Origin of the sequence: Microbispora sp. NPDC046973, from assembly GCF_040644495.1 — a bacterium.
Classification (GTDB): Bacteria; Actinomycetota; Actinomycetes; order Streptosporangiales; family Streptosporangiaceae; genus Microbispora.
Map to the genome: position 1 here is coordinate 17,028 of NZ_JBEYWQ010000034.1, position 16,814 is coordinate 33,841.

General features: G+C 70.1%; 14 protein-coding genes. 10 read left to right on the forward strand and 4 right to left on the reverse strand.

Features of this window, described 5'->3' with window-relative positions:
- The first annotated feature begins 159 nt into the window (after nucleotides 1–159).
- The 5 genes from ABZ860_RS36660 to ABZ860_RS36680 all read left to right on the forward strand — a co-directional run bounded on the left by ABZ860_RS36660 (nucleotide 160) and on the right by ABZ860_RS36680 (nucleotide 6,206).
- Entirely contained in the window at nucleotides 160–3,843 is a 3,684-nt protein-coding gene (locus tag ABZ860_RS36660) for a multifunctional oxoglutarate decarboxylase/oxoglutarate dehydrogenase thiamine pyrophosphate-binding subunit/dihydrolipoyllysine-residue succinyltransferase subunit (protein ID WP_357229563.1), read from the forward strand.
- A gap of 79 nt (nucleotides 3,844–3,922) precedes the next feature.
- On the forward strand, nucleotides 3,923–4,096 hold the full coding sequence (locus ABZ860_RS36665) for a DUF6104 family protein (RefSeq protein ID WP_167530605.1): 174 nt from the start codon (nucleotides 3,923–3,925) through the stop codon (nucleotides 4,094–4,096).
- A gap of 209 nt (nucleotides 4,097–4,305) precedes the next feature.
- Nucleotides 4,306–5,130 (forward strand): DUF4097 family beta strand repeat-containing protein, encoded by an 825-nt coding sequence (locus ABZ860_RS36670; RefSeq protein ID WP_357229565.1) that lies wholly within the window; start codon nucleotides 4,306–4,308, stop codon nucleotides 5,128–5,130.
- A 43-nt stretch (nucleotides 5,131–5,173) separates the two neighbouring features.
- On the forward strand, nucleotides 5,174–5,914 hold the full coding sequence (locus ABZ860_RS36675) for a helix-turn-helix transcriptional regulator (protein WP_357229567.1): 741 nt from the start codon (nucleotides 5,174–5,176) through the stop codon (nucleotides 5,912–5,914).
- A 52-nt stretch (nucleotides 5,915–5,966) separates the two neighbouring features.
- Nucleotides 5,967–6,206, forward strand: coding sequence for a hypothetical protein (locus tag ABZ860_RS36680; protein WP_357229569.1), 240 nt, complete (start codon nucleotides 5,967–5,969; stop codon nucleotides 6,204–6,206).
- Here the strand turns inward: ABZ860_RS36680 and ABZ860_RS36685 are convergent.
- Nucleotides 6,196–7,158, reverse strand: coding sequence for a zinc-binding dehydrogenase (locus ABZ860_RS36685; RefSeq protein ID WP_357229571.1), 963 nt, complete (start codon nucleotides 7,156–7,158; stop codon nucleotides 6,196–6,198). The two genes, ABZ860_RS36680 and ABZ860_RS36685, sit on opposite strands and share 11 nt — an antisense overlap.
- A gap of 347 nt (nucleotides 7,159–7,505) precedes the next feature.
- Between ABZ860_RS36685 and ABZ860_RS36690 the strand changes: the two genes are divergently transcribed.
- Nucleotides 7,506–8,666, forward strand: a complete 1,161-nt coding sequence (locus tag ABZ860_RS36690) for a serine protease (RefSeq protein WP_357229573.1) — start codon at nucleotides 7,506–7,508, stop codon at nucleotides 8,664–8,666.
- 133 nt (nucleotides 8,667–8,799) lie between these two features.
- Here the strand turns inward: ABZ860_RS36690 and ABZ860_RS36695 are convergent, their stop codons facing one another.
- On the reverse strand, nucleotides 8,800–9,291 hold the full coding sequence (locus ABZ860_RS36695) for an SSI family serine proteinase inhibitor (RefSeq protein ID WP_357229575.1): 492 nt from the start codon (nucleotides 9,289–9,291) through the stop codon (nucleotides 8,800–8,802).
- Between the two features lie 211 nt (nucleotides 9,292–9,502).
- Here ABZ860_RS36695 and ABZ860_RS36700 point away from each other — a divergent pair, with 211 nt between their 5' ends.
- From ABZ860_RS36700 to ABZ860_RS36715, 4 genes are all read left to right on the forward strand, one after another.
- The gene (locus ABZ860_RS36700) at nucleotides 9,503–10,621 is read left to right on the forward strand and encodes a hypothetical protein (protein ID WP_357229577.1); all 1,119 of its coding nucleotides are present in this window, start codon (nucleotides 9,503–9,505) and stop codon (nucleotides 10,619–10,621) included.
- Nucleotides 10,622–10,906: 285 nt separating this feature from the next.
- Entirely contained in the window at nucleotides 10,907–12,088 is a 1,182-nt protein-coding gene (locus ABZ860_RS36705; protein WP_357229579.1) for a hypothetical protein, read from the forward strand.
- A 68-nt stretch (nucleotides 12,089–12,156) separates the two neighbouring features.
- A complete protein-coding gene (locus ABZ860_RS36710) occupies nucleotides 12,157–12,441 on the forward strand; it encodes a hypothetical protein (RefSeq protein ID WP_357229581.1) in 285 nt (94 codons plus the stop codon).
- A 170-nt stretch (nucleotides 12,442–12,611) separates the two neighbouring features.
- Nucleotides 12,612–13,733, forward strand: a complete 1,122-nt coding sequence (locus tag ABZ860_RS36715; protein ID WP_357229583.1) for a hypothetical protein — start codon at nucleotides 12,612–12,614, stop codon at nucleotides 13,731–13,733.
- A 16-nt stretch (nucleotides 13,734–13,749) separates the two neighbouring features.
- Here the strand turns inward: ABZ860_RS36715 and ABZ860_RS36720 are convergent, their stop codons facing one another.
- Both ABZ860_RS36720 and ABZ860_RS36725 read right to left on the reverse strand, forming a co-directional pair.
- Nucleotides 13,750–15,171, reverse strand: coding sequence for a hypothetical protein (locus ABZ860_RS36720; protein WP_357229585.1), 1,422 nt, complete (start codon nucleotides 15,169–15,171; stop codon nucleotides 13,750–13,752).
- Nucleotides 15,172–15,392: 221 nt separating this feature from the next.
- The gene (locus ABZ860_RS36725; RefSeq protein ID WP_357229587.1) at nucleotides 15,393–16,556 is read right to left on the reverse strand and encodes an NADP-dependent malic enzyme; all 1,164 of its coding nucleotides are present in this window, start codon (nucleotides 16,554–16,556) and stop codon (nucleotides 15,393–15,395) included.
- Nucleotides 16,557–16,814: the final 258 nt, after the last annotated feature.

The window sequence follows — 16,814 nt, forward strand, 5'->3', positions numbered from 1 at the left end:
ACCCAGACGGGCTATCCGCGCGTGACCTGTTTTATCGATCCTGGGAGGATGGGCCGGGACCTGCGACCCGCCGGGGCGCACGTCGGTGTGCGAGGCGAGTAGCCTTGGACAGGTTCACCAAACATCAACGCCGATCTGCGGAAGAGGGCGATTTCCGCCGTGTCGTCTGAGTCGTCGCGGACAAACCCGCTGGCAAGCTTTGGACAAAATGAGTGGCTTGTCGACGAGTTGTACCAGAAGTATCTCGAAGATCCCGAGTCTGTTGACCAGGCCTGGTGGCACTTCTTCGCTGACTACAACGGGACGGCCAAGCCCGCTCCGTCCAAGTCCGCCGACGTCGCGAACGGCGCGACCGCGACGGCCGCGCCCGAGGCTCCAGCCCCGGTGACCCCGGCCCCGCAGACGGCGCCCCCCCAGCCCAAGCCGCAGGCGAAGCCCGAGGTCAAGGCGGCCGCCAAGCCGCAGGCCCCGGCCCCGGCAGGTGCGGTCGAGGAGAAGCTGCGCGGCGCCGCCGCGCGCACGGCCGCCAACATGGAGGCCTCGCTGGTCGTCCCCACGGCCACGAGCGTCCGCGCGGTCCCCGCGAAGCTGCTGATCGACAACCGCATCGTCATCAACAACCATCTGTCGCGCGGCCGCGGCGGCAAGATCTCCTTCACCCACGTCATCGGCTACGCGATCGTCCAGGCGCTCAAGTCCATGCCTGAGATGAACTACTCGTACGCCGAGGTGGACGGCAAGCCGGTCCTCGTCAAGCCCGAGCACGTCGGGCTCGGCCTCGCGATCGACGTGCAGAAGAGCGACGGCTCCCGCCAGCTGCTCGTGCCGTCGATCAAGCAGGCCGAGACCATGGACTTCCGCCAGTTCTGGGTGGCGTACGAGGAGATCGTGCGCAAGGCCCGCGCGGGCAAGCTCGGCGTGGACGACTTCCAGGGCACGACGATCTCCCTGACCAACCCCGGCACGATCGGCACGGTCCACTCGGTGCCGCGCCTCATGCCCGGTCAGGGCACGATCATCGGCGTCGGCGCGATGGAGTACCCGGCGGAATACCAGGGCGCCTCTGAGGAGACGCTGTCCCGCCTGGCCATCAGCAAGGTGATGACGCTCACCTCCACCTACGACCACCGGATCATCCAGGGCGCCCAGTCGGGCGACTTCCTGCGCCGCATCCACCAGCTCCTGCTCGGCGCCGACGACTTCTACGACGAGATCTTCGAGTCGCTGCGCATCCCCTACGAGCCGGTCCGCTGGGTCCAGGACATCTCGGCCAGCCACGACGACGACGTGGCCAAGTCCGCGCGCGTGCTTGAGCTCATCCACGCCTACCGGGTCCGCGGCCACCTCATGGCCGACACCGACCCGCTGGAGTACCGCCAGCGCAAGCACCCCGACCTCGACATCCAGTCGCACGGCCTGACGCTGTGGGACCTGGAGCGCGAGTTCCCGACGGGCGGCTTCGGCGGCAAGCCGCTGATGAAGCTGCGCGACATCCTCGGCGTGCTGCGCGACTCGTACTGCCGCACCATCGGCATCGAGTACATGCACATCCAGAACCCCGAGGAACGGGCCTGGATCCAGGCACGGGTGGAGCGGCCGCACGCCAAGCCCAGCCGCGAGGAGCAGCTCAACATCCTGCGCCGGCTCAACACCGCCGAGGCGTTCGAGACCTTCCTGCAGACCAAGTACGTCGGCCAGAAGCGGTTCTCCCTCGAGGGCGGCGAGTCGCTGATCCCGCTGCTCGACTCGGTGATCAGTTCGGCGGCCGAGGAGCGCCTCGACGAGGTCGTCATCGGCATGGCCCACCGCGGCCGGCTCAACGTGCTCGCCAACATCGTGGGCAAGTCGTACGCCCAGATCTTCGGGGAGTTCGAGGGCAACATCGACCCCCGCAGCGCGCACGGCTCCGGCGACGTGAAGTACCACCTCGGCGCGAGCGGCGACTTCGTCGCGCACGACGGCAACAAGATCAGCACCTCGGTGGTGGCCAACCCCTCGCACCTGGAGGCGGTCGACCCCGTCCTCGAGGGTGTGGTCCGGGCCAAGCAGGACCTGCTGGAGCGCGGCGAGGAGGGCTTCACCGTCCTGCCCGTGCTCGTCCACGGCGACGCGGCGTTCGCCGGCCAGGGCGTGGTCGCCGAGACCCTGCACCTGTCCCAGTTGCGCGGCTACCGCACCGGCGGCACGGTGCACATCGTGGTGAACAACCAGGTCGGCTTCACCACCTCCCCCGCGTCCTCGCGGTCGAGCGTGTACGCCACCGACGTGGCGCGCATGATCCAGGCGCCGATCTTCCACGTGAACGGCGACGACCCCGAGGCGGTCGTGCGGGTCGGCCGGCTGGCCTACGAATACCGCCAGACGTTCCGCAAGGACGTCGTCATCGACATGGTCTGCTACCGGCGGCGCGGTCACAACGAGGGCGACAACCCGGCGTTCACGCAGCCGCTGATGTACGACCTCATCGACGCCAAGCGCTCGACCCGCAAGCTGTACACCGAGGCCCTGATCGGCCGCGGGGACATCACGGTCGAGGAGGCCGAGCAGGCCCTGCGCGACTACCAGGAGCAGTTGGAGCGGGCCTTCACCGAGACCCGCGAGGCCGTCAAGCAGCCGCCGGCGCCCGGCGCGGTCCGGGTTCCCGAGCCCGACGAGGTGATCCCGTGGTCGCACGAGGACACCAAGACGGCGATCTCGGAGGAGGTCGTCAAGCGGGTCATCGAGACCCAGCTCAACCTCCCCGAGGGCTTCACCGTCCACCCGCGTCTCGCCCCGGTGATCCAGCGCCGCGGCGCCATGGTCGCCGAGGACGCGATCGACTGGGCGACCGGTGAGCTGCTCGCGTTCGGCTCGCTGCTCATCGACGACCACCCGGTCCGCCTGGTCGGCCAGGACTCCCGCCGCGGCACCTTCGGCCAGCGCCACGCCGTGCTGGTCGACCGGGTCACCGGCGAGGAGCACACCCCGCTCAAGACGTTCAACCACGGCACGACGAAGTTCTATGTGTACGACTCGCTGCTGAGCGAGTTCGCCGCCATGGGCTTCGAGTACGGCTACAGCGTGGTCCGCCCGGACGCCCTGGTCGCCTGGGAGGCGCAGTTCGGCGACTTCGCCAACGGCGCCCAGTCGATCATCGACGAGTTCATCTCGTCCGGCGAGCAGAAGTGGGGTCAGCGCTCCTCGGTCGTGCTGCTGCTGCCGCACGGCTACGAGGGCCAGGGCCCTGACCACTCCTCCGCCCGCATCGAGCGCTACCTGCAGCAGTGCGCGCAGGACAACATGACGGTGGCGCAGCCGAGCACCCCGGCGAACTACTTCCACCTGCTGCGCTGGCAGGTGCTGTCGGAGCGGCGCAAGCCCCTCATCGTGTTCACGCCCAAGTCGCTGCTGCGGCTCAAGGCGGCGGCCTCGGCCACCTCGGAGTTCACCTCCGGCGCCTTCCGCCCGGTCATCGGCGACTCGACGGTGGACCCGTCGGCGGTCCGCAAGGTCGTGGTCTGCTCGGGCAGGATCTACTACGACCTGCTCGCGCGGCGCGAGAAGGACGGCAGGAAGGACGTGGCGCTGGTCCGCCTGGAGCGCATCTACCCGTTCCCGGAGAACCCGCTCAAGGCCGAGCTGGCCCGCTACGGCGCGGACGTGGAGCTGCTCTGGGCGCAGGACGAGCCCGTCAACATGGGCCCGTGGCCCTACCTCAGCCTGAAGATGGTGGAGAAGCCCGACCTGCTCGGGGGCCGCACCTTCCGCCGGGTCTCGCGTACGCCGAACTCCTCGCCGGCCGTCGGCTCGCACGCCAAGCACGACGAGGAACTGCACGGCATCCTTGACGAGATCTTCGGCTGAGGATCCCGCACCGCTGAGGAGGTCCCCCACGCTCGTGGGGGACCTCTCTCCATGATCAGGTCATTCACTGGAGCGAGGCATGTACTTCACCGACAGGGGGATCGAGGAGCTCGTCGAGCGTCGCGGCGAGGAGGAGGTCAGCGTGGGCTGGCTCGCGGAGCGGCTGCGCGAGTTCGTGGACCTCAACCCCGAGTTCGAGGTGCCCGTCGAGCGGCTGGCCACCTGGCTCGCCCGCCTGGACGAGGACGACTGACGAGGACCACTGACGAGGACCACTGACGAGGACGGCCGGCGAGGACGCCCGAGGAGGACGGTTCACGGCGAGGCTCAGCCCCTGAGACGAACGCGAAGACGCGATACATCTTGACTTTGCACAAACGCGATATATCTTGTTTGTGGATGGTTCGTCCGTGTGGTGCCGACCCGCGCGGACGCAGGACTTCGCGTGGAAGGGCCTGAGCGATGCCCCAATGGACGATCGACTCTCCCGGACGGCTCACGTTCGGAGAGGTCACCGCGCTCAACGTGCGCGTCGTGGCCGGTCGGCTGGCCGTGCTGGCCAGTGACGGCCCGCCGACCCTCGAAGTGACGGAGGTGGACGGCTCGCCGCTGGTGGTGACCCACGACGAGGACGACGGCCGCCTGACCGTCGCGTACAAGGACCTGACGTGGGACGGGATCCTGGGCTGGTTACGCCCGGGCCCGCGCAGGACGACGCTGACGCTGACCGTGCCGAGGACGTGCCCCGTCCAGGCCGGGGTCGTCTCCGCCTCCGCCGTCGTGGCGGGCATGGAGGGGATCACCGGCGTGAAGGGCGTGTCGGGAGAGATCGTCCTCGACGGCGTCAGCGGCGAGGTGCAGGCGGAGACGGTCTCGGGCTCGGTGGAGAGCCGGGGGCTCGCCGGCGACCTGTCCTTCTCCAGCGTCTCCGGCGACCTCACCGTCGCCGCGGGCCGGCCGCGGCGGCTGCGCGCGAACACGGTGTCCGGCCGCGTCACCGCCGACCTCGAACTGGAGCCCACCGCTCACGTCACCGTGCACAGCATGTCGGGCGCGATCGTCGTACGGCTCCCGCACGACGTGGACACCGACGTGTCCGCCCACTCGACCTCAGGCAGGATCGAGTCGGCCTTCCCCGAGTTGTACGTCGCCTCGGTCCCCGGGGCCCGTTCGCTCAGCGGCCGGCTGGGCGGCGGCATGGCGTCCCTCTCGGCGACCACGGTGTCCGGCGCCGTCACCCTGCTGAGCGGCCAGCCCGCCGGCAGGCGAGAAGAGGAGAAAGCATGAGCGAGCGCAGCGAGCGGATCAGGGAACACGGCGAGGAGAGAGCATGAGCCCGGTGTTCGGGCACGGCCGGTTGCGGCTGTACCTGCTAAAGCTGCTGGAGGAGAGCCCGCGGCACGGCTACGAGATCATCCGGCTCCTCCAGGACCGTTTCCTCGGCGTCTACTCCCCCTCTCCCGGCACGATCTACCCCCGGCTCGCCCGGCTGGAGGACGAGGGCCTGGTCACCCACGAGGTCGTGGACGGCAAGAAGGTCTTCACGCTGACCGACAAGGGGCGGGCCGAGCTGAACGACCGGATGGACGAGCTGGCCGACCTGGAACAGGAGATCACCGCCTCGGTCCAGGACATCGCGCGCGAGGTGAAGGAGGACGTGCGGCAGACCGTGCGTTCCCTGCGCGAGGAGCTCACCCAGATGGCCAGGGACATCGGCCACGACAACCGTGACACCCGGCGTGAGCAGAAGGAGGAGTGGCGGCGGCAGCGCGACCACGCCAAGGAGGAGTGGCGCAGGCAGAAGGAGGAGTGGCGCCGCCACAAGCGCCAGTGGCAGGAGGAGAGCGAGCGCTGGCAGCACGAGTGGCGCCGTATCTGGGAGGAGTCCTGGGGGTTCGGCGGCGGCCGGCAGGGCGGCCACGACGCCGCGCTCAGCCGGATGCTGGCCGACTTCGTCGCCGACGTCCACCGGGCATCCGGCGCGGGCGTGCCCGGCGAACGGGCGCTGGCCGAGTGCCGGGCAGCCCTCGACGAGGCGGCCGAGCGCATCCGCCGGGCACTGCGCTCCTGAGACCGCCCCCGTTTCTGAACTCTTCGTCCCTGAAACCGCTCTCGACCGGCCTGTGACACCCCCCACGAACACCACCGACCAGCGAGGAGCCGAGTTGAGCCCGTACGGCTGGCGCAATCCGTTCCTGCGCTCACCCCTCCCCCCGTCGCCGTATGCCCGGCCGGTCCGCGAGCCGGAACGGCCGGGTGACGGACGGAACGTCCACGGCGACCGGGTCCTCCGGCGCGACCGGCAGCGGGAGGGCGGCGACGAGAGCGCCGCCCGCGCCGCGCGGGCGGCCGTCAGAGCGTGAAGACCACCTTGCCGAAGACCTCGCCGCGGTGCATGGCCGTGAAGCCCTCCTCGGCCTCGGCCAGGGGCAGCACCCGGTCGATCGCCGGCCGGACGCCCGTCTGCTCCAGGAACACCGCGAGCCGAGCGAGCTGCTCACGCGTCCCCATCGTGGATCCGATGATCGACTTTTGCAGGAAGTAGACCTGCGCGAGCTGCGTCGGGGCGACCATGCCGCTCGTCGCGCCGCAGGTGACGATCCGGCCCCCCGGGCGCAGGGAGCTGAGCGAGTGCTTCCAGGTGGCCTCGCCGACGGTCTCCATGACGGCGTCCACCCGCTCGGGCAGCCGCGCGCCCGTCTCGAAGACCCGGTCGGCGCCGAGTGCGAGGGCCCGTTCCCGCTTGTCCTGTGAGCGGCTGGTCGCCCAGACGCGGAAGCCGCCGGCCCGGCCGAGCGCGATCAGCGCGGTCGCCACGCCGCCGCCGGCGCCCTGGACCAGGATCGTCGAGCCCGGCTCCAGCCCGGCCTTGTCGAAGATCATGCGGTAGGCCGTCAGCCACGCCGTGGGCAGGCAGGCGGCCTCCTCGAAGGAGATCGCCGCGGGCTTGGGCACCAGGTTGCGGCGGGGCACCGCGACCTTCTCCGCGAACGTCCCGTCGTACTTCTCCGACAGCAGCGACCGCGCCGGGTCGAGGGTCTCGTCCCCGCCGACCGGCGTGCCGATGACGGAGTGGACGATGACCTCGTTGCCGTCCTCGTCCACCCCCGCCGCGTCGCAGCCGAGCACGATCGGCAGCCGCTCCTGGCTGATCCCCACGCCCTTGAGGGTCCACAGGTCGTGGTGGTTGAGCGCGGCGGCCCGGACCGTGACGGTCGTCCATCCCTCCGGTACGGCGGGCTCGGGGTGCTCCCCGAGCGTCAGGCCCTTGATCGGGTCGTCCGGATCGAACTGTGTGGCGGTGACGGCGAACATGCCAGAACATTACTCCGGCCGTCGCGCCGGACCCGACGGCCCCCGCGCGGCTCGCCGCCGGCGCCTTTTGATGCTCGTGTCCATCAGCGGGACCAGAGCGATGGAAATCAAACAAGACCGGTCAAGAATGGCCGTAAACCACTTGGCATCCCAACGCGACGTGCCGCGACCGAAGGGTCATGACCTGGCACCACGTCACTCATAACCACTCGCTATGGATAACAGATAGGGCAAAGTGCCGATTGTTCTGGTTATATCCACAGCATTTTGAAAGATCCGGTCATTACCCTCGGAGCGTTTTCCTGAGGAATGGGACGCACCCTCACCGTCCCAGGGAAAGGAGCTCCATGATCCCCCCAGCACGGCGTCTGGCCGTTCCCCTCACCGGCGCGCTCCTCGCGGCCGGCGTGGTCGGCGCCATCCCCACGGCCTCCTCGGCCGCGACCGGTGCGGCCAGGGCCATCGCGGCGGCGCAGGCCGCCCCCGGCGACGTGACCGCCAAGGCCGCGCCCCAGACGCCCGACGCGGCGGCCGGCTTCTGGTCGCCGCAGCGGTTGCGGGCGGCCACCGACTACACCGAGGAACTCGGCAACTCCGTCAAGGGCTTCGGCAGGGCCGGCGACGCCACTCCGGACGGCAGGGCGGGCACGGTCCCGCCGGCCGGCGCCGCCGGAAGCGGGGCCGGCGGGTCCGGCACGATCAGCAGGCAGGTCAACCTGCCCCGCACCGTCGGCCGCGTGTTCTTCACCCTGCCGGGCAGGAACCCCCTGGACCCGAAAAGCTGGAAATACTGCTCCGGCACCTCCGTGCAGGGCCATTACCGCAACGTCGTCGCGACGGCCGGGCACTGCGTGTACGACCCGGCGACCAACCAGTTCTACGACAACTGGGTGTTCGTCCCGTCGTATTGGGACGGAAATCAGGCATGGGAAGGAAAGGCGCCGTACGGCATCTACCCGGCGAAGTGGTTCCAGGCACACGACGACTTCGTGGTCAGGGAGGACTACGACTACGACTACGCGTTCGTGAACGTGTCGTCGGGCTTCACACTCACGCCGAAGAAGGACGGGAACGTCACCCGTTACGTACGCACCCCGGTCGGCCGCCTCGGCGACAACGTGGGCGGCCAGGGCTTCACCTGGAACCGCAGCACCAAGGTCAAGGTGTTCGCGTTCGGCTATCCCGCCGGGCCGCACCCGGACGGCGACCGCCCCTTCACCGGCCGGACGATGAAGTGGTGCTACGGCCGGTCGGCTCCGATGCCGGCCGTGCCGAAGTACGACATCCAGGAGCACCTCGGGGTCGCGTGCGGCATGACCTCCGGCGCCAGCGGCGGCCCCTGGCTGACGGGCTACAAGAGTGCGACCCGCACGGGCTATCTGAACGGCATCAGCAGCGTGGCGTGGGACAGCGACGGCAACGACCGGTACGACCGGATCTCCTCGCCGTACTTCAACGGCGAGACCTACGAGGTCTACAAGGTGGCCGCCAACCGGTGGACACAGTGATCGCGGACGTCTGACCGCACGGCCGTTCGGTCAGGCAGGGGGCCCGGCGGACGATCCGCCGGGCCCCCTCGTGTCACGGCTCCCCGGTCGACCTTTACGTTCCCTGTACGCCGCGTGCGGTCGACTGTCCCTGTCAGAAGTCGAACAGCGCCCCGGCGGCCGACCGCAACTCGCAGTCGTTGCCGAAGGTGCGCCGGAACTGGAAGTACTTCCCGTCCCAGATGCCGCTGGCGGTGACCGTGACAGGTGCGTAGATCATCGTGCAGGGCTCGGCCGCGTTCACCCGCAGAGCGCTCGGGTCGACGCCCGCCCTGTTCAGCCACGCGCACGCCTTGTCCGCCGAAGGGTGCGAGCCGCCCACCGGAGCGCAGTTCAGGAACACCGACCGCGCCGGCGGCTCCGCCTGCTCGCCGTTGGCGACGGTCAGGATCACCGCCCGCACCCGGAAGGCCGGCGGCCGGGACGCCCGCAGGGCGACCTCGGGCGGCGGCGGAGCCGGCAGGGTGTCCGCCCGCGCAGGGGCCGACGTCCCGCCGTCGCCGAAGGCGCCCGGCTGGGCCCAGGCCTGGGCAGAGGGGCCGGCGGCCAGCGCCGCACCGGCCAGTAGGACAAGCAGCGGTTTCATGCGATCCCCCCGTTTCCGCTGGTGACCAGCGTTCTCATGGGAGACCCTCGGGGCAAGCGTCCACTCCGGAGCTCACCGGAAACGTGACGTACCACAGATCACATCTGTTCCGCTCGATTCATAACGAGCTGGACAAGAAGGTGTGCCACAACCGTATGGATCTGGAAAAATCACCCCTTACTGTCCATATCTCCGCCCCGAGAGGCTCACGGTGACCAGGAAGCTCACACTCGCCGCCGGTGGCGTCGTCGCCGCCGCGAGTGCGGTCGCCGTGTTGTGGAGTCAGGGACCGGCCGTTCCCGCGACCGCCGCGTCCCGCGCGGCCACGACGCCGGTGACCGGCGTCAACAAGAACGGGGTCAGCGCCTTCCCCCTCGCTCCCAGCGACGCCGACGAGCAGCGGGTGGCGGCCTACTGGAGCCCCGAGCGGCTCAAGCAGGCGAGCAGCTACGTGCCGAGCACGAAGCCGTCGCCCTCCACCAAGAGCACGACCTCCGCGGTGGAGGTGGGTCCGGGAGACGCGAAGACGCGCACCGGGGCACCGCGCGCCGCGGCGCCCCCGCCCGTGGCCTCCCCGCCGATGGTGGGCAAGGTGTTCTTCAAGGTCGGCGACAAGGAGTACTGGTGCTCCGCCTCCGCGGTGCACTCCGCCCACCGCAACCTGGTCGCCACCGCAGGGCACTGCGCGTACGCGCTGTCGCAGGACAAGCCGGTGCAGAACTGGGTCTTCATCCCCGGCTACCACGACGGCGTCGCCCCCTCCGGCATCTTCGTCGGCCACACGCTCTACATGCAGGAGGACTTCGCCGGCCAGGGCGACTTCGACCGCGACTACGCCTTCGTCACCGTGCACCGCGGCTTCTCCTGGCAGCCGTACGTGGAGAACGGGCGGCTCAAGTACCGGGCCGTCGACGTGGGCCGGCTGGAGGACAAGGTCGGCGCCTTCCGCTTCGCCTCGGGCAAGCCGCTCGGACGGCCGACGTACGTCTTCGGCTACCCCGCGGGGGCCAACCCCGACGGCAGCCGCCCGTACACCGGCCAGACGGTGAAGTCCTGCGACGGCACCACCGAGAAGAAGTTCGTCAGCGCGCCGACATGGCAGCTCGAACACGGGGTGCGGCTGCCGGGCTGCCCGTTCACCGCCGGCGCGAGCGGCGGCCCCTGGGTGATCGGCTACAGCGCCGCCACGCGGACCGGCTACCTCACCGGGATCACCAGCCTGACCTGGAATCTCAGCGGCGGCGGACGTCTCGACGCCGTCTCCACGCCCTACTTCAACCAGTTGACCGAGCGGGTGTACACCCAGGCCGGCAAGCAGGGCACGGACTGAGCTCTCTCCGCCGGCGAGGCGAAGATGTGATCTCCGTCACATCACCCGCCCCTCCCCGACTGCACCGAGTGCTCGATTTGACACAGAAGGCGTCCGAGGAGACCTGCACTGATCTCCCGGCACTCACTCGATCTTGACACGCGTTGTTGAGATCACGGAAAAGTCACGCGAGCGACGGGCCGGAAAGCGCGTAAAACACGAATAAACGTGAGAGGTACTGTCTTTACTAGCCCTTTACTGACGGGTGGGACGCATGTGGCGGACCACGACAGCACCTGGAGATTCATGAACACGCGAGTCAAGCGCCTGATCCTCCCCATCGGGGGCGTGGCCGTCGCCGGCCTCGTCGGGGCCACCCTGGCGGTCCCCGCTCAGGCCGCCGGTGACACGGCCTCCGACACGCTGGCCGGCAGCGGCATCGCCGCGAAGAACGTCATCGCCTACTGGCTCAACCAGAAGGCCTCCAACCTGGTCCACGCCACCCCGTACGGGTACGAGAGCCAGGTCAGCGCCAAGCACATCTCGACCGGCGGGCCGTCGGCCGACAGCAAGCCCGGCACCGTCTCGCCGACCAGCACCGGGAAGCCCAGCGGCTCCCTGAAGAACGTGAACCTGCCGCGCACCACCGGCAAGGTCTTCTTCCGCGGCGGCGACGGCAGGCCGCACTGGTGCAGCGCGACCTCCGTCCAGTCGAAGTACGGCAACCTGGTCGCCACGGCCGGGCACTGCGTCTACGACACCAAGACGAACAAGGCCACCCTGGACCGCTGGGTCTTCATCCCCGGCTACTACCAGGGCAAGGCGCCGTGGGGCATCTACGTCGGCAAGACGGCCTACACGCACTACGACTTCGACGTCTACGAGGACGGCGACCGCGACTACGCCTTCGTGACCGTCTACAACGGCATCAAGGCGGGGCGCGGCGGCGACCTGCGCAACGTCGCCGAGTGGAACTGGAAGCAGGTCGACAGGAAGACCTACTCCAGCTACGACCGCTTCCTCCGCAGGAGCCAGGGCGGCAAGTACTACGTCGTCAAGTTCACCGACGTCGGCCGGCTCGAGAGCAACGTCGGCGGTCAGGGCCTGGCCTACAACCAGAAGGTCGGCAGCTCGGTCTACGTGTTCGGCTACCCGAGCGGGTCGCACCCGGACGGCAACCACGCCTTCACCGGCCAGACCCTCAAGTGGTCGTACGGCAAGACCTTCGCCGCCAAGGCCCCCTCGGTCAAGGCCGAGGAGCTCGTGGGCGTCAAGTCGTCCTTCACCGGTGAGGGCTCCTCGGGCTCGTCGTGGCTGCTGAGGTACAGCAGCGCCAAGCGGCTCGGCTACCTGAACGGCGTCACCAGCGGCGTCTCGGACACCGACGGCAACCAGCGGATCGACACCAGCGTCTCCCCGTACTTCGACGGCGAGACCTACGGCGTCTACAAGGCCGCCGCCAACAACTGGTCCGGCTCCATCGCCTGAGTCGCGGACACCTCGCTGCCGGTCCGCCAGTGGCATGCTGAGTGGACGGCGATCACGAGGAGATCAGGATGACCCACCCTTCCGGTACGCAGCCCGCCTTCCGTCGCACCCCCCTGGACGCGGACGAAAGGGCGCGCGGCGAGATCGCCTTCTCGCAGCTCGTCGCCGAACACCTCGTCACGCAGGGGCGGTTCAGGATCACCGCGGACAGCCCGGAAATGGTGGACCTGTGGCAGACGGTCGCCCGCAGGGTGGGTGAGGAGCTGCGACGGCCGGTGGTCAGCTACGCCAACGGCCGGGACATCGTCATCACCTTCGCCCAGGAGGCCCCGGGTCTCACGCCACAGGCCTGAGCACCCCCCAGGAAGTGCCCCGTCGCGCCGCGGCGGGGCACTTCGGCGTTCCGGGAAGAACGACGCTCCGTCCGCGTTGTTTTCCCGACTTGATCCCCATCGCTGTATGTTCCTTCGCAGCCCATTCACGTGTTGGGGCGCGGGAGACGTTCCACAGCAAGGAGATCCGGTTGAAGCGCATCCTCCTCCCCCCGCTGTGGGGTGCGGCGGCGACGGCCACGTTGCTCGTCAGCGGGACGGCGGTGCCCGCTCACGCCTACGAGATCACCGTGACCACGCCCCTCGTCTCCGGCGCGAAGGCGGCGTCCGTGATCGCCTACTGGCTCAGGGACGGCGGACGCCAGCTCGCGGAGGCCACTCCCGCTTCCGCGCCGGCCGGGATCGACGCCACTCCCGTCACGGCCGGGGACACCGCTCCCGGCGGCGTGCGGGGCGTGGTGCCCGCCTCCGCCGGGGTCAAGCGGGCCGCGGGTCCGTCGAGGAACGTCAACCTGCCGAGGACGACGGGCAAGGTCTTCTTCGTCGGCTCGGACGGCCGCCCCCACTGGTGCGCGGGCACGTCCGTACAGTCCGATCACCGCAATCTCGTGGCGACGGCCGGCCACTGCGTGTATGCCACGAACTCCCCGGCAGAGTCCGCAGGAGAGGCCACCCCGGCGCCCTACCGCTACTGGATCTTCATTCCGGCATTCGCCGGCGGCGGCACGCCCTGGGGCGTCTACGCCGGCGACCGGGCCTTCGCCCACAGCGACTTCACCAGATATGGCGACCTGGACCGCGACTACGCGTTCGTCAGCGTCCACGCCGGCCTGCTACCCAAGCGCGTCGCGCTGCGGGACGCGGCGCAGTACGCGGCGTTCTCCGCCGGGCCGAAGTACCGCACGGCCACCGGCTACACCGGCGTCAGGCTGCTGCCCGCGGGGCGTCTCGGCGACAAGGTCGGCGGGCAGGGCCTCGCCTACAACCTGCCGGTCGACCGGCCGCTCGCGATCTTCGGCTATCCGATGCGGACCGCCGAGGGCCTCGCCGGCGGCCGCACCCGGCTCACCCGTGCCTACGGCAGGCCCTACCTGGCCCAGGACCTGTCCAGGAGGGCGAACGAGCTGATCGCCGTCCGCTCGGCCTTCACCGCCGCCTCCGGGTCACCGTGGCTGGCCGCCTACCGCGGCGTGCGCGGTCTCGGATACCTGAACGGCCTGACGATCGGCCTGTCCGGCCCGGGAACCGGCCTGTCGCCGTACTTCGACGGAGAACTGTTCCAGGTCTACAACACGGCCCGGCGCGCCGGCTGAGGCCGTCGGCGTCCGCTCAGACGCCGACCGCCTCCATGCTCGCGCTCCGCCTGTCCACGCTCTGGCTGCCCGTGCTCTCCCTGTGCCCTGCGCGGCCCCGGCCGCGCTCCAGCAGCTCCGCCACCCGCGGCTCCGCGGCGTACGGCGCGAACCGGCGGCACATGTCCGCCACGTACGTCCGGGTGCGCGCCGACTGGATGCCGTCGGCCAGATCCAGGGCCGACGACGCCGCCTGGCACGCCTCCTCCAGTTCGCCCTCCTGGATGAGCGCCGTGGCGAGCAGCGAGAGATTGAACATCTTGCCGCGCACGTAGCGCCCGTCCATCACCAGCGAGCGCCGGGCCTGCCGTACGGCCCGCGCCCCGTCGCCGAGGTCGCGCAGGCAGTGGGCCGACTTCGCGGCCAGGTAGGCCTCGTCGAAGTAGCCGATCCAGCCGGGCTCGTTCTGAGGTCTGCGCCTGTCGAAGGCGACCTCCGCCTCGTGCAGCGCGCCGCCGCACGCCGTGCGCTCCCCGAGCAGGGCCAGGGCGTGCGCCTCCAGCACCCGGGCCTCGGCCAGCAGCGTGCCGACCCCCGAGCGCCGGGCCGCCGCCACGGCCGCCCTGGCCAGCTCCAGCGCGTGCCGGGGATGCCCGATGTAGACGGCCTGGTGGCTCATCCCGGCCAGGATCTCGCCGCACAGGGCGTGGTCGCCCGCACCGCGCGCCAGGCCGAGCGCCTGGATCAGGTAGCGCTGGGCCAGCCCGTGCTGCTCCAGGTCGTAGGCCATCCACCCCGCCAGCCGGGTCAGCTCGGCCGCCGCCGTCGCCAGCGAGCGCCCGGTGGCCTCGCCGTACGCGCCCTCGCGCAGCAGCGGCGTCACGGCGGTGTGCAGATAGCGCACGACCGGGCCGCGGATGCTGCCGCCGCCGAACCGGTTGTCCAGTTCGCCGAACGACCGGGTGACCTCACGGATCGCGGCCACGTCAGAGGGCCCGACCCGGCGCGGCCCGTTCGCGGAGAGCCGCTCCCCGTCGGGGGCCGCCAGCCAGCGGACGATGCCCGCCGAGCCCGCTCCCAGGGCGAAGGTGGAGTCGAGCAGGAACCTGCGCCGCTCGACGTCGGCCCTCCACAGTGCTGTCACGCTTGCCACACCCTCCTCCCACGAATGGGGGAACTCCTGTCCCAGATCGGCGGGGACCGTTCCGCGCGGCATGCCGATGTCCTCCCTGGACACCTGCCGCCCCAGCCGCAGCGAGAAGATCTCGGCCAGCAGGCCGGGAACCGGTTCGCGCGGGCGGCGGCCGCCGATCCAGCGCAGCACGGAACCGTGGTCGTACCGCATCCCCCGCAGCCCCCGGGCCGAGCCGAGACCGTTGAGCCGCCGGGCAAGGCCCTTGCGGGACAGTCCGGCTTCGGTGAGGTGCTGCTGGAGCAGGCGGTTGGGGTCACGTCGCATCGCTCTCCAACCGGGACAGGCAATAGCCGAGTTGGTTACGGAGAGCTTTCTTTATAGCACTAACCGTGAGGACCTAAAGGGATTCCCAAATGTTTGACGGCACTGACAAGGACAGACTGACGAGGAAAGGCGAAGGGCCGCGCACCGCGTGCGTCACGCGGTGCGCGGCCCTTCCGGGTCCGTGCCTGCCCGTCCCTACGTCCGTGCCTGCCGGAGGACGGCTACTTGCGGGCGACGCCGTCCTCCCGGGCCTGCCGCGCCACGGCGGCGATCACCGCGGGCGCGACCCGGGCGTCGAAGGGCGAGGGGATGACGTAACTCTCGGCGAGGTCGTCCCCGACCACGGCCGCCAGCGCGTCCGCCGCCGCCACCTTCATGTTCTCCGTGATCGTCGTGGCGCGGACGTCGAGCGCGCCGCGGAAGACCCCGGGGAAGGCCAGCACGTTGTTGATCTGGTTGGGATAGTCGGACCGGCCGGTGGCGACCACGCGGGCGTGCCGGCCCGCCACCGCGGGGTCCACCTCGGGAGTGGGATTGGACAGCGCGAACACGATCGAGTCCGGCGCCATGGCCGCGATGGCCTGCTCCGAGACCGTCGACCCGGACAGGCCGACGAAGACGTCGGCGCCGGCGAGCGCCTGCTCGGTCGACCCGGACAGGCCGGCCCTGTTGGTGTCGCGGGCCAGCGCCCGCTTGACCGGGTTCAGGTCCTCGCGGCCGGCGTGGATGACCCCCTTGGAGTCGGAGACCGCGATGTCGCCGATCCCGGCGTTCAGCAGGATCCGCGACACGGCGACGCCGGAGGCGCCGGCGCCGGCCACCACCGCCCGCAGGTCGCCGAGGGACCGCCCGGTGAGGCGGGCCGCGTTGCGCAGCGCGGCGAGGACCACGATCGCCGTGCCGTGCTGGTCGTCGTGGAAGACGGGGATGTCGAGAAGCGCCCGCAGGCGCTCCTCCACCTCGAAGCAGCGGGGGGCGCTGATGTCCTCCAGGTTGATGCCGCCGAACGACGGCGCGAGCCTGACCACGGTCTCGACGATCGCGTCCACGTCGGTGCAGTCGATGCAGATGGGCACCGCGTCGACGTCGGCGAACTGCTTGAACAGCAGGGCCTTGCCCTCCATCACGGGCATGGCCGCGGCCGGCCCGATGTCGCCGAGCCCCAGGACGGCGGTGCCGTCGGAGACCACGGCCACGACGTTGGACACCCAGGTGTAGTCGTTGACCAGGTCCGGGTTGTCGGCGATGGCGGTGCAGACGCGGGCGACCCCAGGCGTGTACGCGAGCGACAGGTCGTCGGCGTCGCGGACCGGGACGGTGGAGCGGACCTCCAGCTTGCCGCCGCGGTGCAGCGCGAAAGCGGGATCCAGGTCGAGAGATTCCAAGGAAACAGATGTGACGGTCACAGCGACCCCAGTGTCGAAAGGACGAATTCCTTCGGTAGACGCCGTCAAGAGAACGAGAGCCCTGGCTTCGGTAGCCGCCGGAGGCCGTCGTCGTTGACGGTCGTCTCTTGAGGGGGGTACGGGGGTCACCCGTTCCCTGATTGTGCCACACGAAGTGACAACCGCCCCTGCCCGATCGGGTCACATATCGTTGCGAGCCCAGGTGTTCCCCCAGGCCACCGGGCGTGTAATACTCGG